The organism is Paenibacillus agricola (genome assembly GCF_011440305.1).
GTDB lineage: Bacteria > Bacillota > Bacilli > Paenibacillales > NBRC-103111 > Paenibacillus_S > Paenibacillus_S agricola.
The window spans coordinates 43,778-67,931 of sequence record NZ_JAAOIW010000024.1 but is presented as its reverse complement, the minus strand read 5'-3'; the positions used below and the strand labels follow the sequence as shown (position 1 = coordinate 67,931).

The following is a 24,154-nucleotide window of genomic DNA, read 5'->3' as shown; positions in this document are numbered from 1 at the left end:
TCCTTTCAAGATTAGTTTTTTAAGGCTGTTGAAACAGATTCGATAAAGTCCTTATTATTAAAAGGTTTTGCGATTACCGTAACGCCCTTATTCATTCTCGAATCACACTGTAATTTTTCAATTGAACCTGTGCAAATCATGACCTTGGCATCGGGATCTTCTTTCGTAATCTCTTCTATGAGAGAAATGCCATCCATAATAGGCATTTGAAAATCGACAATCAATAAGTCGGGCTTCGTCTCAAAGTAGACGTTTAAAGCTTCACGTCCATTATTTGCTTGTAAAACGACTTCATGACCTGCCTGAGTGACTAAAATTGAAATCAAGAAGCGAACAGAAGGGCTATTGTCAGCAATCATTATTCTCGCCATATTTGTGTCCCTCCAAATATAAAAACAAAAAACATCCTTGATGAGTGATGTTTTTAGAGGTTAACCTCACCTTCGGTAACTTGGCGACCATAGAATTTTCTTCCGTAGGTCCATAGTTTTGCGTCCCTACTTTTCAATAGGTTTGCCGTTTCGATTTGAGCATTATGTAGTTAATGTTAGCTTTTATTATATTTGCAAAACGCAAACATTACAACAAATTTTTTCGGAATATTCGACACACTTTGATGGTATGTGTTTATTTTACCAGTAAGCATCTCTATTAACATAAAAGAGTCAGCGACAACATCTTGTCAGCAAATATTTGTTCGCACAAAAAACGCTGGTGGTGTCAATTTGTCTTAAAGTTTGCCACTCACCCACCCACGCGACTCCCCGCCCCACAAGGCTTTCCCCACTTTTCTATCCTCACTCTTCATCACGCTAAACCAGTAAAAGATTGACGTAAGAGCAGGGGAAATGGCAGAGAAGAGCATGTGAAAACCAGGATAAGGTTGGAGTAAATTGGATCATAGTCATAGGTTTTCCTGTCAGCTGGCTTATCACAACATCATTACCAGGCTTACCTTTAGATCATGGCAGCGAACCCTTTATTCGCCTTGATATAGTCGTATCCACCTTCCTTGCTTGTGGAGGCATCTTTGGAAATATATCCTGCAGATACCATCTTCCTACCGTTTTTAGAAGGTCTGCATACTGAGTAGATTCATATAAATTGGCCACCTTAAGTTCATCCACACTAGTAAGCACACCCAATCCCTCAACTAACGTATCTACTGACGCATTCAATTGCAAATCCAGGGTCGAAGTTCCGCCGACCTGCGGACAGACAAGTGTAAGGTTCGGCTCGTTTTCCTTAACTATTTTAAAACGGGATCCATGTCATTCATGGTTTTAATCTTACTTACATAATCTTATATTTTTCCAGAAGATCTGTACGCAACACAATACCAGCAAATGATGCGAAATCCCTGAAGCTCGATACGCCAAATGTTTGACCTTTAATTTTCGAAGCTGAAAGGATTTCTGGTTCGATAGACTTTAGAATGTCCGGTCCAAATTTCTTTTTTAAATCATCAAGGGGAAGTAATTGTCCTCTTGCAACCTGTGAACTATATGTTGCTGATTTTGTATAGATCAAGTCTACCTTTTCGTTTCCAGCGAGCATGAGAGTAGCTTGTTGGTCCCATGCAGCCGAGTCAATAGAAGTAAACTTTATGGTAGCATTGATTTTTTCTTTAGTGATCTTACTCATTTCTTCCTCAAATATTATCGAAGGCTACCATCGCTAGCTTCGAAAAGTTACCCAAACAAAAACGCGGCTTACCATCGGATGATGCCTTGCGGAAGATTATCTATCTTGCCACCATGGAGGCATCCAGGAAATGGACGATGCCGTTACGTAGTTGGTAAAAATGTATATCACAGCTTGCCATCCATTTTGGAGACCGGTTGCAAGCGGAACTATCTGCATGAGGCATGACTTGAGAGCCCGCTTGACATGGAGCCTATTCCTTGCGATTGGGCGATAGCTCGTAAACTCATATCGCTAAGGCAGTCTAGCCTATCATGCCCCCCTCCATGTAAAGCCTCTGGATGAACGTTTGTCGGTAAAAACCATTTACACAAAATTACAGATTGTTCGCTTACCTGCACATATTCGTTTTTCTTGCCTACCAGGTTGTTGGTGCTTGGTTCAAGCTTTAGAGTTCGAAATGATCGTTTACGAGGATGGACTTTCCTGCTTGTCCTAATTCTATTAAATTAAGTGGAACCATAATTGGATTGACTGCACCCATCCGCCTATATAAACATTTCCGTTTTTTACAATATGATTACAAGAATTAAAGAGTGAGAAATTCATACCAAAGGAAACCAGTATTAGACAGACTAAGTATCTGAACATTATTGTGGAGCAAGATCATCGGTTCATAAAGAAAATCACCAATGCTTGGTTTCAAAACGTTCCAAACCGAAGAGCAGACGTTAAAGGGAATCGAGGCTATGCATATGATTAGGAAAGGGCTGGTCGAAACTTCGTCTGTCCTTACTGCTATTGAATGGATCAACAAAATATTTAGGTTATTGACATAGACAATGGTCATACCCCTGTCAAGTAGACAGATGAAAAAAGCTAAGCTGCCAGCGCGCATCGATATTCAATCGGTGCGCGTTGTTTCAATTTGAATTGAAAGCGGTGGTAGTTGCAATCTCGTTATTGAATATATCTTGAATAACTGATAAGTAATGAAAGTTGGTTCCGTCGGAAATATAGGTAATATCGGTGACCATTTTTTGTTGGGGCGCTGTAGCATGGAATTTGCGTTTTAAGCGATTCGGATACACAACAGAGGGCGTGTAATTAGACTGCTTTCGCTTCTTTCGAATGACGGATTGGATCGATAACTCTCTCATGATCCGCCAGACTTTCTTGTGATTCACGTTGTAGCCTGCCTCCCACAAGGCATTCGTCATGCGAAGGTAACCGAACTCAGGATGTGCAAAATGGATGGCCATCATGTGTTCTTTGATCACGTGATCCCTGTCTTGCCTCGCGTTGCGCTGAGGCTGTGTGGCTCGCCATTTAGCTGGCCCGTGGTATCCCCGCTATGGTTAACAGGCATGTAATGCCGTGTAGTTGGCGTAGCTCCTCAATTATTTCGTAGTTAACCCGCTGACTGGGGGCTTCTCCTTTATTAGATTTGGATACCGCTTTTTTAAGTAGTCCACCTGTGCCTTCAAGTAGTCTCTTTCTTCCTCAATGCTTGCAAAGGACGTGCGAGGGCGACCTTTCAGTGGGTTCATCTCACTTTTACGCGCATCGAACGAATCCCCGTTTTGCCACTTCTTCACCCACACCTTCAGTTGTGAACAATGACGAATCCCTGCTTGTTCGGCTACCACCTTATAACTTGAAGAACCCTCTAAATACGCTCTAACCACCCTTAATTTGAATTCTTCTGTATACGTTTGGAATGTTTGTCCTTTTTTAGCCATAAAATATCCCCTCCAAGTGTCTCTCGAACCTCCATGATAACATGACGGTTTTTTTGAGTGTCTACTTAAAGGGGATAATACCACAATCTACAATTTGATTGGCTTTTTTATTTAATTTTTGCACCATAACCCAGGAAAGTAAGTCCATAATTTCAACTTTCGTTAACACTCCATTTGGACCCATCTTTTTTCTTGATGGCTTTTTAATATAGCTTCTACAAGCAGCATGTTTCGGTGCCCGTCGGATAATGTGGCAAATGAGCTTTTATATTGGCGATCTGCCGCTTTTTGATAGAAATCATAAAACAAATTTTTAAGTCCGTCCGGCCAGCCCTCATGGTGACCGCCTGGATAGTGGGTTAATGACGCTGCATTAGGCAATAGCAAGTCCGGATCGCGCAGCATCACTTCGTTGGACTGCGCTCTTTTACCTACCCAAAGCTGGTTCGGCTTTTCCTGGTCCCAATTAAAGGAGGAATGATCCGTAGCAATTTCAAAATACAAATGATTTTTTCTGCCGGCCGAGACCTGGGAGACAGTGAATACGCCCTGAATGCCGTCTTCAAAGTGGACCAAGACGGTACCGTAATCTTCGGTTGTAATTTCTATTTCTTCTCTTTCTACATCATCGCTGCTCGTAAACGTGGTCATTTGACCTTTCGGCTTCTTTCTTACAGGGTGAATAATTTTAAGATCAGCAAGTACCTCTGTTATTTTCTTGTTCAAGACATACTGTACGGTATCGCACCAATGAGACCCGATATCGGCGACAGCACGTGACGAACCGTTTTTCTGTGGATCTAATCTCCAGCTGTAATCCGTATCCAGCAGAAGCCAATCCTGCAAATATCCTCCGTATACCAGATTGATTCTGCCTTCTTTTCCCGTCTCCAGCATTTCTTTCACTTGAGAAACCATGGGATAGTGCCTATAGTTAAAGCACACCCCGCTAATAACGTCCGCCTGTTCTGCCAATTCAACCAGCTCCCGGGACTGCTCACTGTTAATGGCTAACGGCTTTTCGGACATCAGATGCTTTCCAGCCAGTAGTACCTGCTTATTAATTTCAAAGTGCAGTGAATTAGGTGTGCAATTATGAACAGCTTGTATGTCGGGATCTTGAATAAGCTCGTCAATGGAGACGTAAGCCTTCGGGATATTCAGCTTTCGGGCAATTTCATTACCTTTATCAAATGAACTTCCCGAAATTCCCACTACCTCAACCAGAGGAATCCGTCTCAGAGCCTCGATATGCGCCATAGCCGAGAATCCCGTACCCACAACCCCTACTTTAATGGTGTCCATGGTTTCCCTCCAAGCACTGCATGATTCCTTTAATATGCTCTATCGACTGCCGTGTATATTGATCATATACCGAGCCTGATTCGTTGGTTTCCGCGCTCAAATAAGGATTCGATACCCGCGGCATAAATTCCATAGTGATGGCGCCAGTATATCCAATTTCAATTAAGGTACGCATCACCGTAACAAAATTAGTCTGGCCAAGCCCTGCCGCTTCCCGGGTATTATCCGCAATATGCACATGCAGGAGATACGGAGCTATATTTCTAAGAGAGGTCATATGATTTCTTTCCTCAATATTCATATGAAATAAATCAGCCATGATCCCTACGCAATTCACATTGACTTCCTCGACAAGCTTTTTAGCCGTGTCCAAATTATTGACCAGATACGTTTCAAACCGGTTCAACGCTTCAATCGCCAGACTTATGCCTTTAGCATCCGCATAGGCTCCTGCTTCTTTTAAGCTGCCGACCGCTAGGCTCCATTCCTCTTCTCGGTTAGAATCTGGACCGCTTTTTCCTACTGGCGTAGGAACTACGATGACGACAGAAGCGCCCACCGTGACCGCCATATCTACACAATTCTTCACATATTGAACCGCATTAAGCCTTATTTCCGGCGTCGGGCTAGAAAGGTCGCGCTCCGCATTATAAATTCCGCAGATGGATGTGCATCCCATCCCATACTTGTCCATGAGCTTCTGAATGGCAGCAATGTCCAGCTTCTTGGGCTCTCCGGCAAGCTCCACTCCGTCATAACCGAACTTCTTAAGCCTCTGGAGGCTGACTTCCATGTCTTCATGACCAAAAATCCATTGGGTTACACTGTACTTGAACATCATTTATCCCTCCTCAGGGCTATTATCCTTTTACTGCTCCCATAGTAAGCCCGCGCACCATTTTACGCTGAAGCGCTATGGTTATTACTGCAATCGGCACAATAATCAAGGTGCCCGCTGCTGCTATTTGCCCCCACAATACACTTACTGGCGTAGCATATTCGTTAAGTCCAACCGGTGCGGTTCGCACATTCGGACCAGATAATATGTTCGCAAACAAAAATTCGTTCCAAGCAAAGATGAAAGAAAGCAATCCTGCGGATACAAGTCCCGGCCCTACGATTGGCAGAATCACTCTGAAAAAAGCCGTAAAACGGTTACATCCGTCTACAAGCGCCGACTCCTCAATTTCTCCCGGGACATCCTTAAAGAATCCGTAAAGGAGCCAAATAGCTAAAGGCAGGTTCATAAAGGTATACATCAAAATGAGAGAAGTATACGTATCCAGCATATTCAACTGCGAAAAAAGTAAATAAATCGGCGTAATTGAAACGATAGGCGGCACAATTCTAAGCGTCAGAATCCACGTTAAAATGTTCTTCGAGCCCTTCAAGTTATACCGGGCGAACGGATAGGCGACACCGCATCCCAACATCACGGCAAATATGGTAGATACTGCGGAAATATAGAAGCTGTTCAATAAATATTTCATAAAGTTTCTATCTATTAATACCACTTTATAATTGTCAAAGGTTACCGTAAATAGCCACTTGGGAACCGCTGTAAAAGCATCGTTCTGACTTTTTAGAGAAGTCATGATCATCCAGAAAATAGGGAAAACGAAAATAAGCATAGCAATCGCAACTATAAACAACTGTAGCAGTACGACGGACTTATGTTTGGAAGTGCTCATGATTTCTTTTCCACCTCAAACAGATCGATTTTTTTCAGCAATAGCGTTAACAAAGTTACAACGACGATAAGCAGAACGACACAGATGGCCGCTCCATAACCGAATTCCAGAAACTTAAAGCCTTTATCATAAACAATCCAGCTTAAGGTTGAGGTTGAATTAATAGGACCGCCTTTGGTCATCATATAAATGGTGTCATAGATTCTAAAAGAATCGATGGTTCTGAGTAATAAGGCGATATAAATGATCTTCGACAGCTGCGGAATCGTAACATACCAGAAGGTTTGCCACGCTGATGCTCCGTCTATTCTAGCCGCCTCGTACGGCTCATCCGATATCCCTTTTAAACCTGCCAGCAAAATAATCATCATAAACGGCGTCCACTGCCAAATATCCGTTGCAATGAGAGCAGGCAGAGCAAAATCCAGATTGGACAACCAGGCAGTTCTTGAAAACCCGAAAATTTCGGCAAAATAATTAAGCACCCCGTACTGATCATTCATCATGAATCGGAACATTAAACCTACAACAGTAGGCGCCATGGCAATGGGAATCAAAATGAGCGATTGAACAATCCGTTCCCCAATGCGGAGCTGGTTTAAAATTACAGCCAATGCAAGACCGATAATAAATTCCAAGGAAACCGTGCTTAGCACGAATATAGCCGTTACCTTAATTGCATTCCAGAAGTTATGATCCTGAAATAAATGAATATAGTTATCAAAGCCGATAAACGGCTTGGTTTTTCCAATGGGACTGTATTTCTGAAAGCTAATTTTCAAAAGAAATAAAAACGGATAAATAGAAAATAAAGCGAGGAGAATCAATCCCGGTATCATGACAAGGTAGGGCCCGTTTCTGTGTAACTTTAATCTGTCCATATTCAACTCCCCTAATGAATTTGAGGGGGATCATCTCCCCCTCGCCTCATTTATTTCAACATTTTATTGACTGCTTCGTCGGCTTTCTTCAGTGCTTCTTCTACAGTGATTTGCTTCAACTGTGCTGCGCTCAAATATTCGGAAACTGTGCTTTCCCATTTCTCCTCCTGCGGAAAGAACGGACGCGCTTTCGTAGTTTTCATAGCTTCCTTCAGGGCCTCGTAACGGCGGAATTTCTTGACATTCGTTCCTGGGATCAGCTCGTTAGTTAGAGTCGGATCGCTATAGGATTCCTCGCGAACCGGGTCTCCCCCGCCCATCGCAGCTTGACGAACATCATTTTGCTTGCTTTCGAGCCAGGTCATAAATTTAAAGGCCTCATCGGGATGTTTCGTTGTCTTTGGCATTACGATAGACCAGCCCGCTAAATGCGGTACGGATTGTTTCATCGCAGGCACTTGGACAAAATCCCAATTACCGACTGTTTTTGACGACTTGGGATCATCTACTTCAAATGCGGACCAGGACCAGTGTAAAGCCATTGCCAGCTTGCCCTGTGCTGCGTCCGACGCAACCTCGGCAAAGGTATAATCGTTGATTCCCGGAGGGGAATACTTCAACAGATCCACCCAAGTCTTTGTGGCCTCGATGGCTTCAGGCGTTGATAAGGAAGAGGTCATTTTATCCCAATTGATGACATCGGCACCGTTGGAATACATAAAAGACAGCCAGGTATGAACGTTACCGAAGCCTTTGCTTCCTTGTGCGGCCCAGCCGTACATTTTCTGGCCGTTTACTTCTTTTCCGTTAAAAAACGCGGCGGCGTCTTGGAACTGCTTCATCGTCTTAGGCGGAACGAGATCATAGCCATAAGCGGCTTTAAATTCCTGCTTTATCTTGTCGTTATTAAACAAATCTGAACGGTACCAGAGTACATGAGGATGAATCGTTTGCGGGAGACCATAGATCGTCCCTCCGTTGCCGAATGACCCATTTTTTCCATTCCATTGGGTTAAGGCTAAAGCTCTCGGCAAATATTTGGACGTATCCACATTGTTCTTTTTGATCAAATCATCCAACGGATATAAGCTGTCTGTCGATGCAAATTCCGGGATCCAGTTATAATCGGCATTAAACAGATCGTAGTTAGCTTGTCCGGCAATGGATAAAGCCATCTTCTGATAAATAACGTCACGTCCGACAAGCTCGATATTTACCTTGACGCCGGTTTCTTTTTCATATTCTTTTGCCAGCTCCTGCGTAGCCTGACCCCATGTTGCCCCAAGGAACACCCCGTTCAATGTCACTTTTTCGCCGGAGGTATTGCCTTGTTCGGAAGGCGCGGCCCCTTTATCGGTCGAGCAAGCGCTTAACAGCAGTGCGCTGCTTAGCAATACTGCAGCGGATGACTTCATCCATTTCGATTTCATTTACCAGTTCCCCCTATTATTCATTTACAGTGGTGCAGTCTACAATAATCTTAATCGTATCTTTATTCGTCATCGCTTCCCGAACGCCGTCCTCAACTTGCTGAAGCGGAATCGTTTTCGTAATAATGTCAGTGGGTTTGAACCGCTTACTGGAGATTAAATGGATCGCTTTCAGCCAAGTATCATACGTACCGGCATAGGAGCCTACAATCGTCAATTCCTTGCTGTAAATTTCAAAGGGCTTGATTTCCATTACCGCATTAGCAGGCGCCGCTCCGTAAGTAACGAGAACGCCTCCACGGCGCACCATTTGAAAGGCCTGCTGATAGGTGGGTACCGCCCCTACTGCCTCGATGACAAAGTCAGCTCCTCTGCCTTCCGTCAAATCGAAGACTGCTTTAACCGGATCTTGGGCTGAGGCGTCAATCACATGGTCAATACCCAAGCTTTTCGCCTTCTCGATGCGAACTGCATTCATCTCAGTAATAATAACCTTGCTTGCGCCGTTGAGCCTAGCCAACTGGGCATGAACCAATCCCATCGGTCCGGCTCCGATAATGGCCACAGTGCTTCCCATTGTAATATTGGCGCGCTCTTGTCCACGGATGACACAAGCTAGCGGCTCAATATAAGCTGCATCCTCCCAAGACATGTCTTCCGGCAGCTTGTAGATGTTAGACTCAGGAACCTTTACATATTGCGCAAATGCTCCGTTTATATGCACACCGATCTGTGTAATTTCCTCGCAAAACAGCTTTTGTCCCATACGGCAGTAGAAACATTTGCCGCAGCTGATATTGATGTCAGCGGTAACATGATCCCCTACCTGAACCGTGTTCACGGCGCTTCCTATCCGGGCGACTACACCCGAAAATTCATGCCCTTGTATAAGAGGGGTAGGAGCTGGAAAATGTCCGCGGTAAATATGAGGGTCTGTTCCGCATATGCCGCAGCGTTGGACGGCGATCAAAATTTCATTCTCTCCGATTTCCGGAACAAGCACTTCTTCTACCCGCATATCCTCCGGCTTATGGAGTACGGCAGCCAACATCGTGTTTTTCATTGTGTGTAAACCTCCTTAAGATAGAGAACCAAATAATTGTTTTAAATAATCGATGGATTCCTTCGTATATGGATCATAAAATTCTTCACATCTTACGCCGCTAAACGGATCCGCGAAAGGCGGCAGCAGCTCCATAGAGATAAATCCTTTATAATTGATGTCCTTTAACGCTTGAGCGATCGGTCTAAAATCGATATGACCCCGACCTGGTGCCGCACGGTTACTATCGGCGAAGTGGACATAAGCAAGCTTGTCTCCCACGTTACGGAAGGCTTCCGCTATATCAGTTTCCTCAATGTTCATGTGGTACGTGTCGCCCATGCAGCCGACATTAGGCAGATTAATTTGATTCACAAGAGCCAGTGATTGCTCCAAACGGTTGATCAGGTAAGTCTCGTACCGGTTCCAAGCTTCCAGAGCCAAGCTAACACCATGCTCGCCTGCATAAAGTCCGGCTTCTCTTATTCCTTCAACCGCCCAGTTCAGCTCCGTTTCCAGATCGGCTTCTGCGTGTATTTTCATATTGGCAGTCGGTGTAACGGATATGCCTTTGGCACCTATGGAAGCAGCAAAGTCAACACACTGCTTAATATAGGCAACCGCGTTTTTTCTAATCTTGTCATTGCTTGATACCAAGTCCCGTTGCGGTGTGTAAATGGCGCAAATCGACGATGCCCCCAGATTATATTTCTCAAGCAAATTCCGAATATGACGGGGATCTACGTTATCTGGGTCACCTACAAATTCTGCTGCATCATAGCCGAAACCGGCAATCCGCTTAATTCCTTGCTCTATATCTTCTCCTGCATAAACCAATGTATTGTAGGCATATTTAATGTTCACGATCGTCGCGACCTCCTCGAGACAGATAAATTATTTACTCTCTTATCATACACACGCATAAAAAAAGATTGAACATGGATAAACCAATGTTTCCCCATGCATTATTAGTATGGAGCCCGGAAAACAACTTGATATTATAAAAAAGCCTTCATTCGAAAAAAATCCCGAACGAGGGCTATGTATGATTTATCCTAAAGCTATATCGTGTCCGTTGAGGTCGGATGGCGGATGATTACCCTAAAGCCCTGAGTTGCTTTCGTATCGACCTGCACGCCGTAATCGCTGCTGAAATGGAGCTGCAAACGTTTATGGACATTACTCAGTCCTATGCCGTGATGAGGCTCGCCCTCCGGCAGTCCCTTCGTTTCCAATGCATGCTCATGCCTCATTCCGGGACCGTTATCCTCAATGATAAACACAATATCTCGCTCGCTTCGCTTTGCGGTTAAACGAATCTTCCCTTTGCCTTCGGGGACTTCATTCACCCCATGCTTGACCGCGTTCTCAACGATCGGCTGCAAAATGAGCTTAATCACCTTTAGCTTCAGAATATCCGGATCCACCTGAATAAATACTTGGAAAGTGCGGTTGCTCTTTAGCAGCTCAATGTCCAAATAATTGTTGGCGTGCTCGATCTCTCTTTCGACAGTAGTCCATTCTTCCCCATTATTTAAGCTGAAGCGAAGCAAATTAGCCAATTTCATTACCATAGTTGCGATTTTATTCTCATGGGCAAATTCCGCTCTCCACTTGATCGCGTCCAGTGTGTTATAAAAAAAATGTGGGTTGATCTGATGATTTAAGGTTTGAAGTTCCAATTGTCTCTTGTCAGCCTCCATCTGCTTCGTTGTTTTAAGCAGCTCCGTCATCCCCGAGATCATTTGATTATAGCCTTGAGCGAGCTGTCCGACCTCATCCTCACTTGTTTGGCTGAAACGAAAAGGAGTGAGTTCGCCCTGACGCACCTTATTCATGTGTATCACCATTTTATGGATCGGTAATGTTACACTCCTCACAATCAGCGTGAGAAGAATGGCAATAAGAAACAAGCCGCCCACAACAATCCAAACCGTAAACTTTTTAATCTGCTCGATAGTACCCGATATATCCTTCTGGGGTACAGCCGCAATGAGCTTCCATCCTCCCTCCTCTAGTTCGATTTCGGTTTCAAACCTATCGGTCCGTGGCACATATTTTTCATTGTAGCGGCCGGAGGATGTATGGGAAATAATGTTGTTCTCATGGTCTGCCATCAGAAACGTATAATTTTCGAATGAAGAAGGGGACTTCATCTCCCTCAAAAAAATATAATCAGGAATCTGAATGGCCAGTATACCGAGCGGCTCAAGATTGTTGGCTAGGATCGCCCTAACATAAATAAAAATAGGTTTCTGTGAATTCTCATCCCACACATGAACCCAAATGCCTTTTCTTTGCAGCTTATAGGCTCTGTCGAACACATCCGATTCGGGCCCGAGCTTATTTAAGGTTAACAGCTTCCTGTAATTAGGGTATTGATCTATGCTTCTCGGGATGACATACAGTTCATATGAGCCCTTAAGTTGGATAATAACATCAACCATCCCGTTAATAAAACCTAACTGCTGTTCGTAGGTCTTGGGCGGCTCTACGCGCAGCAGGTTCTGCAGCTCTTTGGACGCAATCATTTTCTCCGATTCTTTTTCCACGCTTTTAAAGAAATTATTCAATTGATAAGCATTTAGCCGAAGGTTGTCCTCAAGTAATTGAGAAGTCACGGATTCCAGCTGATTTCTGGATTTTTCATAGGAAAGATAGCCAAGGAGAGCTACAGGCACGAAAATACATATGGACATGAGCAGAAACATCCGGTTAAACAACTTGTTTAAAAAGGAAAATCGCTTTGTTTTCATTTCCCGTACCGGTACTCTTTGGGAGTTTCTCCTGTTCTTTTTTTGAATATAGTTCCGAAGTGCTGTAAATTTTGATAGCCGACCGACTCAGCAATTTCATAGATTTTGAGACTGGTTTCTCTTAGTAAAGCTTTTGCGCGCTCGATACGGGTTTCTGTAAGATGAGCCATATACGTTTGTCCGGTTTCTTTTTTAATTAGCTGGCTTAGCCACACAGGGTGCAGGGATAACTCATCGGCAATAATTTGCAGAGTCATATCTTCCATGTATCTAGCTGAGATTAACTTCAGAGCCCGCTCCACCATTGCATTCGATTTAACTGGGGATATCTCTCGGCTGAGGTTAATCAGGTACTGGATCAAGACACCCTCGCTTTCTTCCAGCGTTTTACATTCGTCAAACTGCTCCCACACCTTCATTGGAATTTCATCCAGCTCTCTTGACGTTTTTTCACTAAGACAAACATGAATTTGTGAAAGGTAATTCAAAATTTTACGAACCATATCCTCCTTGCTTACCGTACCCTCGGACAAAAAGGTATGACGGATAAAATAGCTCACACTTTGCTCAATTACTGCTTCCTCTCTGTCACTGATCAGCAATGACATGACCCTCGGAGATGAAATATCCTCCTGAGGTGAAATCTCGTCAGCTTTATGGTAAACATAGTCCGAACCGGCCGATAAAGAACTTATTCGAAAGGTTTTCAAGGCCTCAGTATATGCGTTATGTATATCTTCAAAAGCACTCATTCTTGAGCTGGCGCCAACTGCAAGAGGCAGCTTCTGATATTGCTTGATTTGGGCGATAACGGTTGCCGACAAGCCTTCGATATCTTCTTGGCCGGAAAGTACAATCCAACGGTTCTGAGAATCTTTAAAGGTAACGGATGGGGAATAATCAATAATTAATTCCTGAACAATATTGCCGATGGCAAACGTTTGAAGCGAGAATTCCCGGCCCAAAGGCTTACCGTCAGGATATCCTTTGGTATCCAAAACAAGGAGGGAAAACGTTTGATTGGCAAGCCACTCGATTCCCCACAACCGCATTTTTTGATATAAATGTTCAACTAAAGCGGTAGGCTTTAAACAAAAATCAACAAGATAGTCGTCACGCATAGAACGGTTCCCGATTTCCGCAAAGCTTCTTTGCTGCTTGGTTTCCAGAAGATGCATGTTTTCTGTTTGTATCGCGGTAAGAGCCTTTCGAATTTTCTCCGTAAATTCCTCGGTGCTGAACGGCTTTAACAAATAATCAACAGCACCGACCTGGATACTTTTTCTGGCATATTCAAAATCATTGTACCCGCTTACGACAATAACGGTGGGTTGATAATCCGGACTTGTAACCTCTTCGATTAAATCCAGTCCGGTCATATAAGGGAGCATGATATCGGTAACAACAAGTTCCGGTCTTTGCTCCTCTATGATATGTAATGCGTCTTCCGGATGATTCGAGGTAAATAGAATAAAATCCATGTTTATGGATTCTACTGCTTTTTTCATGCCCATTAATGATTCCGGTTCATCCTCAATGAGGATCAGCTTCAAAATAACCACCTCTTTCTTAAAGTATCATAATATCGAAGTTTATATCCTAAATTGCTCAAAATCAACAATTGATTTTTCAGAATTCATTAGCATATGCAACTTGTCGAAGATTCCATGGCACTACATTTCAGAAATATACAGACTATTTTTTAACACTTTTGGACAATTTATAAGCAAGGAAGGAATGAACAATATAATGTTTAAGAAATGGCTTGGAAAGAATACATCTAAAACCCAACCTATAAATCCACATCCACAACTCTTGGTTGAATTATTTAAAAAGGCAAAAAAATCGAATGATTTCAAACAATTTTCAGTTACGAACGAAGAAGGGAATTTAATTATTTCTTTCTATAATACCCTTATCGACCAGCAGCAGCTTCAGTGCAAAATACTACATGTATTTCAGGAACATTATACTGATGTCTCGAACATCGAAATTAAGGATATAAAAAATATGATTCCCATCGAAGATATTATTCTAACAGACAGTTTGGAGGTTATTGAATCAAAATTACTTAGAGGATATGCCATACTGCAAATTAAAGAAAATGAAAATACATGTGCATTAATCAATATTTCTGATAAAGAGATCGGACTCCGGGACCAGAATGAGGCTGAAAACGAGTTCAGTGTGGTAGGACCCAAAACTGGGTTCGTCGAGAACATAGATATTAATCTTCATTTGCTGAGGGGACATCTTAAAACTCCTAATTTAATCTTTCAAGAAATTAATGTTGGTACCCTGTCGCATACCCGGGTTGTAATTATTTATCTTGAAGGGATTACGAATCCACAGCATATTCATACAATGAACCAGCGACTGCAAGATATCGATTTCGATGTAGTATTTGATTCCTCCCAGCTGCATCAAATTATATCCGATGATTCTTTAACTCCTTTTCCATTATCTTTGTCTACCGAACGTGTAGACAGAATGGTTTGGGCATTAATTAATGGACAAGTAGCAGTATTATGCGAAGGATCCCCCTATGCAATCACGGCACCTGCCACACTGTTTGATTTTTTTGTATCCCCTGAAGATTATTATTTACAATGGGTAATTGCTTCCTTTTTTCGTATGATACGTATCCTTGGCGTTCTTTTCTCTATATTTGCGACTTCTATATACATCGCCGTTTTAACTTACCATTATGAGTTAATTCCTAAAGTTTTACTCGGTCCCCTTGTGTACTCCCGTCATAACGTTCCTTTCCCTCCGGTATTAGAAGTGCTTTTTTTGGAGTTCACAATTGAGCTTCTGCGTGAAGCCGGAGCACGTCTGCCTGCTAAGGTCGGACAAACGTTGGGCATTGTAGGCGGTATTGTTATAGGTCAAGCTGCAGTTGAGGCTGCGCTGACAAGCAATGTGTTGCTCATTATCGTTGCCTTGTCCGCCTTAGCCTCTTCTACGACACCTAGTTATAAATTCTCAAACACGATCCGTTTCTTACGTTTTCCGTTAATCATTTTAGCAGCTATATGGGGAGGTTTCGGTGTGGTGCTCGGAATCTGCTTTTTATTCGCTCATCTCACACGATTAGAATCATTAGGCTCACCTTATACAGTTCCGTTGTATCCATTTCGGCCTAAAGATTTTAAAGACACTATAATACGCTCCTCTTATCAAGAACTTGCAAAACGGCCAGGCTATCTACGTCCGAAATCGCTTTGGAGATATAATCCAAACAGTCAGAAAAAGAACAAAAATGATTTCAATGAATGATATGAGGTGAGGTATGAAACCATTTTCACTATTTGCCTTCAGTCTAATTGTCTTTCTAACCGGGTGTACCCTTCACACTAAGATCATCGATAAAATCCAAATCATTCAAGATCTTGCTTTGGATTTGCAAGAAGGGAAAATTAAAGGAACGGTTATCTATCCCCGATTCGAAGAAAAAGGGAAAGTTAAGCTAAATATCTATAGGACAGAATCGGATTCCTACCATGATATTTTCCCGAGATTAAGCACAAAATCTCCATATCCAATCGAAACAGGGAAACTAAGTTTGGTATTGTTCGGTAAAGAATTGGCTAATCAAGGGATTAATGAATATATAGAAAATCTGAGCCGGGAGCCCCATACAGCAAGTCGCATACAACTAGGCATTGCGATGGATAAAGCCGGAGCCTTATTAGAATTAAGCAAGAATGTGAATGTTCCATTCCACCTAAGTAATAAAATCGAACATAATATAGAGGTTGGAAATTTGCCAAGAATGAACTTGCACTTATTTTTGGAAAGATTTTACAGTTTAGGTAGGGATCCCTTTTTACCTTACTTCATCACGGAGGAGGATGAGGTCAAGATCGACGGCTTAGCTTTATTAAAAGAAGGCAAGTATGTGACTAACATAAATATGCGAGACTCATTACTATTAAAAATGCTGCTTGAGGGAAACCAAAATGGTAATTACAAAATTAAAATCAACGAAAACAACCTGGAAGGTTTTATATTACTCAAAAATCTCGATTCAAAAACTAAGTATACAGTTAATAAAATAGCTCCAATCCCGGATATATCTATAGATGTAACGTTAAAATGCCAAATTCAAGAAGCCATGCCTGAACTTGATTTTACCAATATTCAAGGTGTCCTGAAAGCGGAAAAAATAATTAATGAACATATTACGCAAGCCATGGAGAACCTCATTTCGTTATTAAAAAAGAATAAAGTTGATCCTCTCAGACTGGGAGACCGGGTTCGGGCAAAATCAAGAAATTGGGACAATGATCAATTTCAAAAAGTATATCCAGACTTAAAAACAACAGTTCATATAAATGTGGATATTTTACAAACCGGTATTATCGAATAATTCAAACTTTTTAGGAGGAGTACTGAGGTGAAAGCTTTAATAAATGAACGATTTCAAGTCTCTCCTTTTTTTTGCTTTTTTCTGATAACCTCTGCACAAGTTGGCATCGAGATGGCAAAATTTCAAAGAAATATTGCTGAGCGGGCCGGCTATGATGCGTGGATGTCCATCATTTTGTGTGGTTTAAGTATTCATTTTATAGTTTGGATGATGTATCGCATTCTTCATATAGCGAATGATGATCTGTTTTATATCAATCCTTTTTGCTTTGGGAAATGGTGCGGTGGGGTAATCAACATTTTTGTTATCGTCTACTTTCTGCTGACTGCGTTGATTTCTCTGCGTTCCTACATTGAAACCATCCAGGTTTGGATGTTTCCGCTAATGAAGACTTGGCAAATAAGCTTTGTGTTGCTAATTCTTATTTATTATATTGTAACTGGTGGTTTTCGTGTTATTACCGGAATGTGCTTCTGGGGCCTGATTATTGCTTTCACTTGCTTGTTCCCCGTTTTATTATCTCCCTTATCGTATGTTTATTTAGATAATTTGCTTCCATTTTTTAATCATCCTGTTAAGGATGTAGTATTATCATCTAAATTGGCGCTTCCACCGTTTCTTGGTTTCGAATGCTTACTACTGTTCTACCCTTTAATAAAAAATCCTGAACGTTCACAAATATGGGCACAATGTGGAATTTTGTTCACTAGTGTGCTCTATCTTATATTAACATTAATCACATTTGTTTATTTTAATCAGGAGCATCTGAAGCATCTCATTTGGCCAGTAATAACATTTCTAAAAATTGTTGAGTTGCCTTTTATAGAAAGATTCGAATATATTGTAGTTTCCTTATGGTGCCTCGCCGTTTTACCCAGAGTTTGTTTAAGTCTATGGGGAGCCTGTCGCGGAACTAAGAGATTCTTAAAAATCAAACAACATTTTATTTTGTTATTCTTTCTCATTGCTTTGTTTATTTTATGTAATGTATTAGAGGAGCACAGACAAATCCAGCAATACGAAAATTTATATTCAAATATAGGTTTTTGTTTTGTATATGTATATATCCCTCTCCTCTTTGTTATCGTCCATATTAGACAAAAATTTAGGTTGAAAAAATGAGGGCTAAGACCTCGCCAAGCCCAATCGTCGCAGCTGCATCATTTAAAATACGATAGGCCTGAACTGTTGTAATCGTCTTCGGTTCCAGCCGTGATGGAAGCAACCAATCCGTACTCCGATGTGGTTCTCCAAAAGGTGTATCAACACCTGGCCGGATTCGATATCTAATATTTACTATTGATGGCTCTATCCTTAGACATAATTAATACGAACAGAGTCGTTAATGCAACGCAAGTATGAAATCTCAAAAGATTGAGAAACAATATCTTTCATTCGGATTCATCTATAGGTCCGCTTTGAAGTACAAACCGAGCGAAGCCAATCTAGACATATATAGATTTAAAAAACGGTCTCTATTATTTTATTCCTTAAAAACATATTGAAATGTAAGCGTTTATAATGTATGATTACTAAATATCGTGCACGATAATATTGTTTAATGTATTATTCGAAGGAGGTTGACTTTATGAAAGCATTTACTCTCTAACCATTTGATCATTATCAGCAAAGCGGCCTTGATATTTATTAATAAACAGTATTGGAGATGAAAAAATTGGCCCTTTCAAAAAAAGAGATGCGACAAGTGGCTATGGCCAGCTTAATCGGATCAGCTATAGAATGGTACGATTGGTTCCTTTACGGAACGGCAGCGGCTTTGGTGTTTAATCAGTTATTTTTTCCGTCGTTTGATCCGCTGATAGGAACTTTATTAGCTTTCGCAACGTTTGGGGCCGGCTTTATGGCCAGGCCATTGGGCGGTATTATCTTCGGGTACTACGGGGACAAGTTGGGGCGCAAAACGACGTTGATTATCTGTTTACTGCTTATGGGAATCGGCACCTTCTGCATCGGACTGTTGCCGACTTATGACAAAATCGGAGTTTGGGCTCCTATTTTACTCGTATCCCTTAGAGTATTGCAAGGTATTGCAGTCGGCGGAGAGTGGGGCGGAGCCGTCCTGTTAGCCATAGAGCATGCCCCTAAAGGAAAACGCGGATTTTACGGTAGTTGGCCTCAGATGGGTGTTCCTATAGGACTTCTTCTCTCGACAGTTGTTTTTTCAGCTTTCTCCTCTATGCCGCAAGAGCAGTTTCTGACCTGGGGCTGGAGAATTCCGTTTCTGGTAAGCATTCTCTTAGTGGTCACAGGGCTGTTTATTCGTTTAAAGGTTATGGAAACGCCCGCCTTCATACAGGCTAAAGAGGCAGGAAATCAAATTAAGAATCCTTTAAAGGAAGTTTTGCGCACTTCTAAGAAAGAGGTTCTGATAGCCTTAGGTTCCCGCTTCGCCAATGATGCCAGTTACTACATTTCGAATGTATTCGTCCTTCTGTACGCGACTAAATATTTGTCGTTGGATAAGACTATGTTTTTAACCGGCGTCTCTGTTGCAGCTGTTGTCGAATTGTTTACTATTCCGCTTTTTGGAGCTCTCACGGACAAAATTGGCCGCAGGCCTGTTTTTATGGCAGGATGTTTATTTTTTGTGATATTTGCATTCCCTTTCTTTTGGCTGGTTGAAACCAAGATTACCGCATTGATCTGGATTGCTCTCATATTATGGATCGCAGTCGGACATGGAGCAACATTCGCACCGATGTCTTCCTTTATTGCGGAACGATTTGATACGCAAACCCGGTATACCGGTTCTTCCATCAGCTATCAATTGTCAGGTATTTTAGTTGGAGGGCCGGCCCCATTCCTAGCAACCGCTCTACTGGCGTGGGCGGGACATTACTGGCCGATCGCCTTGTATGTGGTGATATTAGGAGTTATCAGTTTTGTGTCGGTCTATATGGCTACTGAAACCTATCAAAAAGACCTGACCGATGTTCCTCCCGAAAAAGCCTAAGATATGACTCAAAAACTAAAATGAATAAGGATGGTAATTGAATATGAAACCTGCATTACACAGTACTCTTCATGACATTCCGGTAGAAGAATATATGGATCGCGTCCGCAGAACACAAGCTGAAATGGCCAAAGAAGGATATGACCTTATTATCGCCTGGTCCGACAGCTATCGGATGAGCAATGTTCGTTGGTTATCCAATTATAGGGCATTTGACGGAATATTCCCGTATCCCGCTATCGTAATCGTACCATTAAAAGGAGATCCGATTCTTTTTGTTGAAAGCAGTTTGACTTCCATCGGTGCAGCTTCTGTGGTCAAGGACGTCCGCGGCATCAGACAAGACCTAGGTCCGGTGCTTGAAGAATATGCCGCATCGGGTAATGTAAAAAAAGTTGGCATTGCCGGGTATAAATATCTGGCTTTGGAGTTCTGGAGCGTCATTCAAAAATCATTACCGAATATCCAAGTTGAACCAACCATTATCATTGATTTTTTAAAGTCGATTAAAAGCGAAACGGAAATCCGCAATATGAAAGTTGCCGGATATTTGGCGGATTTGGGGATTGAAGCTATTAGAGTAGCGGCTCGGGAAGGCGCTACTGAAAAGGAACTGACCAAGCAAGCCTATCTCGCCATGTTCGATCATGGTGCAGATACTGTCGCATTCGATATTATGGTACAAACCGGAGAGAACTCATCCGATTATTATCTCGCACGGCCGACAGACCGTAAGCTTAAAGACGGGGATACGCTTCTCATCGATATGGGCTGCAGATACAACGGTTATGCCTCCGATATGGCGCGTGGTGCCACATTCGGTAATGTGTCCAAAGAAGCGCAAGCTATGTTCGACGCGGCGCTTGAAGCTTACGAAACTGGATTTAAATATCTGCGTCCCGGTTTAACCGGAGAAGAAGCCAGCTATCCTGCCAACGAAGTATTGGCCAAATACGGTTACATTCACTCACCGGGAGAAGGCCGAGGCGTTGGACATGGATTAGGCATGGATCCGGAAGAAGAGATGCCTATCTTGGCTCCCGGAATGAAAGGGATTCTTCATGAAAATCAGACACTTGCTTACGTCATTACACTGCTGATTCCCGGAGTCGGCGGATTGAGGATTGAAGATAGCGTTGTAATCCGTAAGGATGGCGCGGAATCAATGACAAACTTCCCGTATCGTAACCATTGGTAATTTAAAACCGCACATTAGACTAAAGGAAGCGGTCATGTCTATGGCCGCTTTTGTCATTAAGCAAATCATAAAGGAGTGGTAGATTTGTCTCGTTTCTTCAAAGAACAGCAGATTCATGGCTATCAAGATATTTTCAAAGAAGATCGGAGTCTGTTAAAATATCTAGCGCTCGGAAAAATTACTTTAAATAAAGATGAACGATATACCGCTGAAACGAGCAATTGTGAAACGGCCTTAGTTATTTTAACAGGGACTGTGGCTATTGTCTGTGAAGACGAAACGTGGAGTGATCTCGGTGAGAGGAATCATGTATTTGAAGGAAGAGCTACTGCCGTCTATATACCTTGCCAATCAGCATATCAAATAACAGCTCAAACGAATGATGTGCAAATCGCTGTGTGCAAAGTGAAAGCAGAGAAGAAATATAAGCCTTTCGTTGTGAGACCTGGCGAGGTCGTTGTTAATCAACGCGGGAAAGAGACATGGCAGCGGGAAGTGCACGATATCATTGCTGATAACGGAAATGGTAAAGTACATCGGATTATCTTAGGCGAGACATACAATCAATCTGGACATTGGTCAAGCTATCCACCCCACAAGCATGACGGTGAATTTGCTCCGGAAGAGCCGAATCTTGAGGAGATTTATCACTATCAAATTAACCCCCAACAAGGTTTTGGTATTCAACTTCATTACACGAAGGACCATAGTATCGACCAAGCTTACATCATAAGAAACGGAGACAGCTTTGCGATTGAAAAAGGATATCATCCTGTTAGTGCGGCGGGTGGATACCAAGTATATTACTTGTGGTTCATGGCTGGAGAAACCGGCAGAACTTTAAGACCGTATGATGATCCCGACCACAAATGGCTTTTGTAAAATAAGAGTGTATTTATTCACATGAAACCTTGCTATTACCTAAGTTTTTGATTTATGATGATAAATAAATATACTAATGATCTTAGGATGGATAACAATTGAAAAACAATGAATCTCGAAATAAGCGAAAATTAATTACAGAGGACATTTACACTTCCATCAGAGATCAAATTCTCTCTTACACCCTCTCACCCGGGGAAAAAATTAACATTGACCAAATGGCGCGCGATTTGAATGTCAGCAACAATCCTATTCGTGAGGCTCTATCACGATTGGCTACCGAAGGGTTAGTGCATGTTATCCCCTATAAAGGGGTTTCCGTGGCTGAAATGAGCCTGCAGGATCTGGATGAATTATACGAACTGCGGATTGAGTTGGAAGGTTATGCGACGCGAAAGGCGACGCAGCTTATCACGGAGGCTGAAATCAATTGGTTGGATCAAGAGATGAAGCAATCCTTTATATCCATAGATCATTGCGAAGGAAATTTGGAAACGGTAATGAAGATGAATGAGCAGCTTCACGGAACGATTTTAAGGTATTCCCACAATGAAAACTTAAGCAAACTAATTAAGCTTTATTTGCAAAGGATAGAAAGATATTTGATTTTTGCCCGTCGGGATTTGGATATTGAAACGGTAAAAAAGGAATGGCACGAACATCAGGAAATTTTGAATTATCTTAAGGAACGCAATAACCAAATGGCAGAGAAGGCCATGAGGATCCATATCAGCAACTCTCATCAGAGAACCAGAAGTTTTTTTCAATAATATATAGTTCCTTTCAGAATTCCATTATAATGATCATAATGCTTGATGGAAAAGCAGGTTGCCATAGCATCCTGCTTTTTTCCTTTGGATCAGAAATAGAGGTTGTGGTGCAAGAAAAGAATAAACATAATCCAGTTGTATTTTGGAATAAACTTTTATGCCAACAAACCGAATAACTTTTGGAAGAATTCACGGTATTAGGGACAGACAAATTTTTCAATATGACCTGCCCCTTCCTGATCATATGCATCGTTTAAATGCCTTGAATCGTTTTCTCTGCTGTTTCAAATGATTTACTTCAACAGTGCCTTAGAATAATTTTTGTTTATTTCAAGATAAATTGTGAAAGAATCGATCAGATCATCAATGCTAAGTTGGTTTGTCATAATATTCATTAATTAAAGAAGAAAGGACGACCACGATAGAGTTCTTTTACCATTTGAAAATGTTTAAAAAACTTCTACGATTAGTTTGAAGGAGGATGACTTACATATAGTTTGATAGAGCTTTTACACTTCAGGCAGCAAGGATATCGCGATATTTTTTACTATTTATTTTCTATGCAATCGCTACTGCTACGCTTATTTTCGGTTTATTAAAATTCACCAAGCAGAACATCGCTATTAGCCGATTTGTTCCCGGTATTCTCGTGTTCTACATCGGCTCTTTAGTTATTTTTGATATCTCGTTCGAATTAGTCAAAATTTTTAATCGGCAAATCGATCAGTACGTCCTAGGTCCAGGAGTAGCATTGCTTTTAATGTTGCTGGGATTGGCACTTGGTGGAACGCTTATGTTCGCTGCAACGCAAAAGCTTGTATTTAAAGTTAAGGATAGTAGTAAATCCACCTCCGACCGCCTCATAAATCGATTGTTTAAGGGCGGCTTTCTCTTCGTCCGACAACGTCATAGATTGATCGCCTATTCGGCGGATTACCAGGAAACCTTCCTTTTCGTTACTATATGAGAACTGGAAATTGACAGGTCGGCTTTTGAACACGGTCTCCAGAGATGAAAATTTACCCCCATACTTTTCCAAATCCTCTTTAGATAAGGGCTTCACTTTCTCTGGGAGTCACAGGCGGATCAATCCCCTCTCTTCTGTTGATAGGGTTTCGCTCCAAGCAACCGGACAATAGCATCGCGAACGCGCATTTGTATCTGATGTTTGTTGTCGACAACTCTCACGCCCTCAGTTTAGGCTTAACATTAGCATTCTCAGCGCCAATTGTTTACGTAAAAATATTATGTTAACTCGTCGGGAATGTAATAAGGTTCTTGTCACTTATCGGAAATGTAATAAGGTTCTTGACAGCGACTGATGACAAGAACCTTATTACATAACTAAAAAAAGCCGCGACTTATGCGACTTTTAATGTAACAATGATTTTAACTTCCGACACTAATATAATTTTTTTTTTGACCTATCCGCTTATTTCCATCAACAAATCCATGATTTTTTATTAG

At 41.9% G+C, this 24,154-nt stretch carries 21 protein-coding genes, 2 pseudogenes and 1 riboswitch; of the genes and pseudogenes, 10 read left to right on the top strand and 13 right to left on the bottom strand.

The window, feature by feature from the left end:
- Positions 1 to 11: 11 nt before the first annotated feature.
- Positions 12 to 371 carry a response regulator gene (locus tag G9U52_RS35065; RefSeq protein ID WP_166156886.1) on the bottom strand — a complete coding sequence of 120 codons (360 nt, stop codon included), beginning with the start codon at positions 369 to 371 and terminating at the stop codon, positions 12 to 14.
- 71 nt (positions 372 to 442) lie between these two features.
- Positions 443 to 528: riboswitch (cyclic di-GMP riboswitch) on the bottom strand.
- Positions 529 to 1,293: 765 nt separating this feature from the next.
- Positions 1,294 to 1,644, bottom strand: a complete 351-nt coding sequence (locus tag G9U52_RS35060) for a type 2 periplasmic-binding domain-containing protein (protein WP_166156883.1) — start codon at positions 1,642 to 1,644, stop codon at positions 1,294 to 1,296.
- Here G9U52_RS35060 and G9U52_RS35055 point away from each other — a divergent pair.
- Both G9U52_RS35055 and G9U52_RS40495 read left to right on the top strand, forming a co-directional pair.
- Positions 1,640 to 1,865 (top strand): annotated as a pseudogene (locus tag G9U52_RS35055) (IS256 family transposase); the annotation flags it as partial. The gene G9U52_RS35060 and the pseudogene G9U52_RS35055 sit on opposite strands and share 5 nt — an antisense overlap.
- A 407-nt stretch (positions 1,866 to 2,272) precedes the next feature.
- A pseudogene (locus G9U52_RS40495) lies at positions 2,273 to 2,483 on the top strand (DDE-type integrase/transposase/recombinase); the annotation flags it as partial.
- Positions 2,484 to 2,567: 84 nt separating this feature from the next.
- On the opposite strand, the gene G9U52_RS35050 reads toward G9U52_RS40495, so the two are convergent.
- From G9U52_RS35050 to G9U52_RS35000, 11 genes are all read right to left on the bottom strand, one after another.
- Positions 2,568 to 2,924, bottom strand: a complete 357-nt coding sequence (locus G9U52_RS35050) for an IS3 family transposase (protein WP_166156880.1) — start codon at positions 2,922 to 2,924, stop codon at positions 2,568 to 2,570.
- A gap of 120 nt (positions 2,925 to 3,044) precedes the next feature.
- Positions 3,045 to 3,386, bottom strand: coding sequence for a transposase (locus G9U52_RS35045; protein WP_166156877.1), 342 nt, complete (start codon positions 3,384 to 3,386; stop codon positions 3,045 to 3,047).
- Between the two features lie 162 nt (positions 3,387 to 3,548).
- Positions 3,549 to 4,691, bottom strand: coding sequence for a Gfo/Idh/MocA family protein (locus G9U52_RS35040; protein WP_166156874.1), 1,143 nt, complete (start codon positions 4,689 to 4,691; stop codon positions 3,549 to 3,551).
- Positions 4,678 to 5,532, bottom strand: a complete 855-nt coding sequence (locus tag G9U52_RS35035) for a sugar phosphate isomerase/epimerase family protein (RefSeq protein ID WP_166156871.1) — start codon at positions 5,530 to 5,532, stop codon at positions 4,678 to 4,680. Before G9U52_RS35035 ends, G9U52_RS35040 begins: the two co-directional genes overlap by 14 nt.
- A gap of 19 nt (positions 5,533 to 5,551) precedes the next feature.
- Positions 5,552 to 6,382, bottom strand: a complete 831-nt coding sequence (locus G9U52_RS35030) for a carbohydrate ABC transporter permease (protein ID WP_166156868.1) — start codon at positions 6,380 to 6,382, stop codon at positions 5,552 to 5,554.
- Positions 6,379 to 7,263, bottom strand: coding sequence for a carbohydrate ABC transporter permease (locus tag G9U52_RS35025; RefSeq protein WP_166156865.1), 885 nt, complete (start codon positions 7,261 to 7,263; stop codon positions 6,379 to 6,381). Before G9U52_RS35025 ends, G9U52_RS35030 begins: the two co-directional genes overlap by 4 nt.
- Positions 7,264 to 7,313: 50 nt before the next feature.
- A complete protein-coding gene (locus G9U52_RS35020; RefSeq protein WP_166156862.1) occupies positions 7,314 to 8,693 on the bottom strand; it encodes an ABC transporter substrate-binding protein in 1,380 nt (459 codons plus the stop codon).
- Positions 8,694 to 8,709: 16 nt separating this feature from the next.
- Positions 8,710 to 9,756 carry a zinc-dependent alcohol dehydrogenase family protein gene (locus G9U52_RS35015; protein WP_166156859.1) on the bottom strand — a complete coding sequence of 349 codons (1,047 nt, stop codon included), beginning with the start codon at positions 9,754 to 9,756 and terminating at the stop codon, positions 8,710 to 8,712.
- A gap of 15 nt (positions 9,757 to 9,771) precedes the next feature.
- Complete coding sequence (locus G9U52_RS35010; RefSeq protein WP_207953397.1) at positions 9,772 to 10,599, bottom strand: sugar phosphate isomerase/epimerase family protein; 828 nt, start codon at positions 10,597 to 10,599, stop codon at positions 9,772 to 9,774.
- A 197-nt stretch (positions 10,600 to 10,796) separates the two neighbouring features.
- Entirely contained in the window at positions 10,797 to 12,491 is a 1,695-nt protein-coding gene (locus tag G9U52_RS35005) for a cache domain-containing sensor histidine kinase (RefSeq protein ID WP_166156856.1), read from the bottom strand.
- A complete protein-coding gene (locus tag G9U52_RS35000; RefSeq protein ID WP_166156853.1) occupies positions 12,488 to 14,044 on the bottom strand; it encodes a response regulator transcription factor in 1,557 nt (518 codons plus the stop codon). The genes G9U52_RS35005 and G9U52_RS35000 overlap by 4 nt, the downstream gene beginning before the upstream one ends.
- A 196-nt stretch (positions 14,045 to 14,240) precedes the next feature.
- On the opposite strand from G9U52_RS35000, the gene G9U52_RS34995 reads away from it, so the two are divergent.
- The 8 genes from G9U52_RS34995 (at position 14,241) to G9U52_RS34960 (ending at position 23,654) form a co-directional block, all read left to right on the top strand.
- Positions 14,241 to 15,770 (top strand): spore germination protein, encoded by a 1,530-nt coding sequence (locus tag G9U52_RS34995; RefSeq protein ID WP_243767741.1) that lies wholly within the window; start codon positions 14,241 to 14,243, stop codon positions 15,768 to 15,770.
- 13 nt (positions 15,771 to 15,783) lie between these two features.
- Positions 15,784 to 16,863, top strand: a complete 1,080-nt coding sequence (locus tag G9U52_RS34990; protein WP_166156847.1) for a Ger(x)C family spore germination protein — start codon at positions 15,784 to 15,786, stop codon at positions 16,861 to 16,863.
- A 27-nt stretch (positions 16,864 to 16,890) separates the two neighbouring features.
- The gene (locus G9U52_RS34985) at positions 16,891 to 17,985 is read left to right on the top strand and encodes a GerAB/ArcD/ProY family transporter (protein ID WP_166156844.1); all 1,095 of its coding nucleotides are present in this window, start codon (positions 16,891 to 16,893) and stop codon (positions 17,983 to 17,985) included.
- 544 nt (positions 17,986 to 18,529) lie between these two features.
- The gene (locus G9U52_RS34980; RefSeq protein ID WP_166156841.1) at positions 18,530 to 19,837 is read left to right on the top strand and encodes an MFS transporter; all 1,308 of its coding nucleotides are present in this window, start codon (positions 18,530 to 18,532) and stop codon (positions 19,835 to 19,837) included.
- Between the two features lie 43 nt (positions 19,838 to 19,880).
- Complete coding sequence (locus G9U52_RS34975) at positions 19,881 to 21,035, top strand: M24 family metallopeptidase (protein ID WP_166156838.1); 1,155 nt, start codon at positions 19,881 to 19,883, stop codon at positions 21,033 to 21,035.
- Between the two features lie 84 nt (positions 21,036 to 21,119).
- Positions 21,120 to 21,917, top strand: coding sequence for a 5-deoxy-glucuronate isomerase (gene iolB, locus G9U52_RS34970; protein WP_166156835.1), 798 nt, complete (start codon positions 21,120 to 21,122; stop codon positions 21,915 to 21,917).
- Positions 21,918 to 22,015: 98 nt separating this feature from the next.
- On the top strand, positions 22,016 to 22,687 hold the full coding sequence (locus G9U52_RS34965) for a GntR family transcriptional regulator (protein WP_166156832.1): 672 nt from the start codon (positions 22,016 to 22,018) through the stop codon (positions 22,685 to 22,687).
- A 760-nt stretch (positions 22,688 to 23,447) separates the two neighbouring features.
- Positions 23,448 to 23,654, top strand: coding sequence for a hypothetical protein (locus G9U52_RS34960; RefSeq protein WP_166156829.1), 207 nt, complete (start codon positions 23,448 to 23,450; stop codon positions 23,652 to 23,654).
- The last annotated feature ends 500 nt before the right edge of the window (positions 23,655 to 24,154 follow it).

What these genes read in the sequence shown, in the direction of transcription:
- G9U52_RS35035 (WP_166156871.1), bottom strand. Translation starts at nt 5,532, where the DNA reads ATGATGTTCAAGTACAGTGTAACCCAATGGATTTTTGGTCATGAAGAC.
- G9U52_RS35025 (WP_166156865.1), bottom strand. Translation starts at nt 7,263, where the DNA reads ATGGACAGATTAAAGTTACACAGAAACGGGCCCTACCTTGTCATGATA.
- G9U52_RS35030 (WP_166156868.1), bottom strand. Translation starts at nt 6,382, where the DNA reads ATGAGCACTTCCAAACATAAGTCCGTCGTACTGCTACAGTTGTTTATA.
- G9U52_RS35015 (WP_166156859.1), bottom strand. Translation starts at nt 9,756, where the DNA reads ATGAAAAACACGATGTTGGCTGCCGTACTCCATAAGCCGGAGGATATG.
- G9U52_RS35040 (WP_166156874.1), bottom strand. Translation starts at nt 4,691, where the DNA reads ATGGACACCATTAAAGTAGGGGTTGTGGGTACGGGATTCTCGGCTATG.
- G9U52_RS35005 (WP_166156856.1), bottom strand. Translation starts at nt 12,491, where the DNA reads ATGAAAACAAAGCGATTTTCCTTTTTAAACAAGTTGTTTAACCGGATG.
- G9U52_RS34960 (WP_166156829.1), top strand. Translation starts at nt 23,448, where the DNA reads ATGTTGCTGGGATTGGCACTTGGTGGAACGCTTATGTTCGCTGCAACG.
- G9U52_RS34990 (WP_166156847.1), top strand. Translation starts at nt 15,784, where the DNA reads ATGAAACCATTTTCACTATTTGCCTTCAGTCTAATTGTCTTTCTAACC.
- G9U52_RS35020 (WP_166156862.1), bottom strand. Translation starts at nt 8,693, where the DNA reads ATGAAATCGAAATGGATGAAGTCATCCGCTGCAGTATTGCTAAGCAGC.
- G9U52_RS34975 (WP_166156838.1), top strand. Translation starts at nt 19,881, where the DNA reads ATGAAACCTGCATTACACAGTACTCTTCATGACATTCCGGTAGAAGAA.
- G9U52_RS35045 (WP_166156877.1), bottom strand. Translation starts at nt 3,386, where the DNA reads ATGGCTAAAAAAGGACAAACATTCCAAACGTATACAGAAGAATTCAAA.
- G9U52_RS34995 (WP_243767741.1), top strand. Translation starts at nt 14,241, where the DNA reads ATGTTTAAGAAATGGCTTGGAAAGAATACATCTAAAACCCAACCTATA.
- G9U52_RS35065 (WP_166156886.1), bottom strand. Translation starts at nt 371, where the DNA reads ATGGCGAGAATAATGATTGCTGACAATAGCCCTTCTGTTCGCTTCTTG.
- G9U52_RS34980 (WP_166156841.1), top strand. Translation starts at nt 18,530, where the DNA reads ATGAAAAAATTGGCCCTTTCAAAAAAAGAGATGCGACAAGTGGCTATG.
- G9U52_RS35060 (WP_166156883.1), bottom strand. Translation starts at nt 1,644, where the DNA reads ATGAGTAAGATCACTAAAGAAAAAATCAATGCTACCATAAAGTTTACT.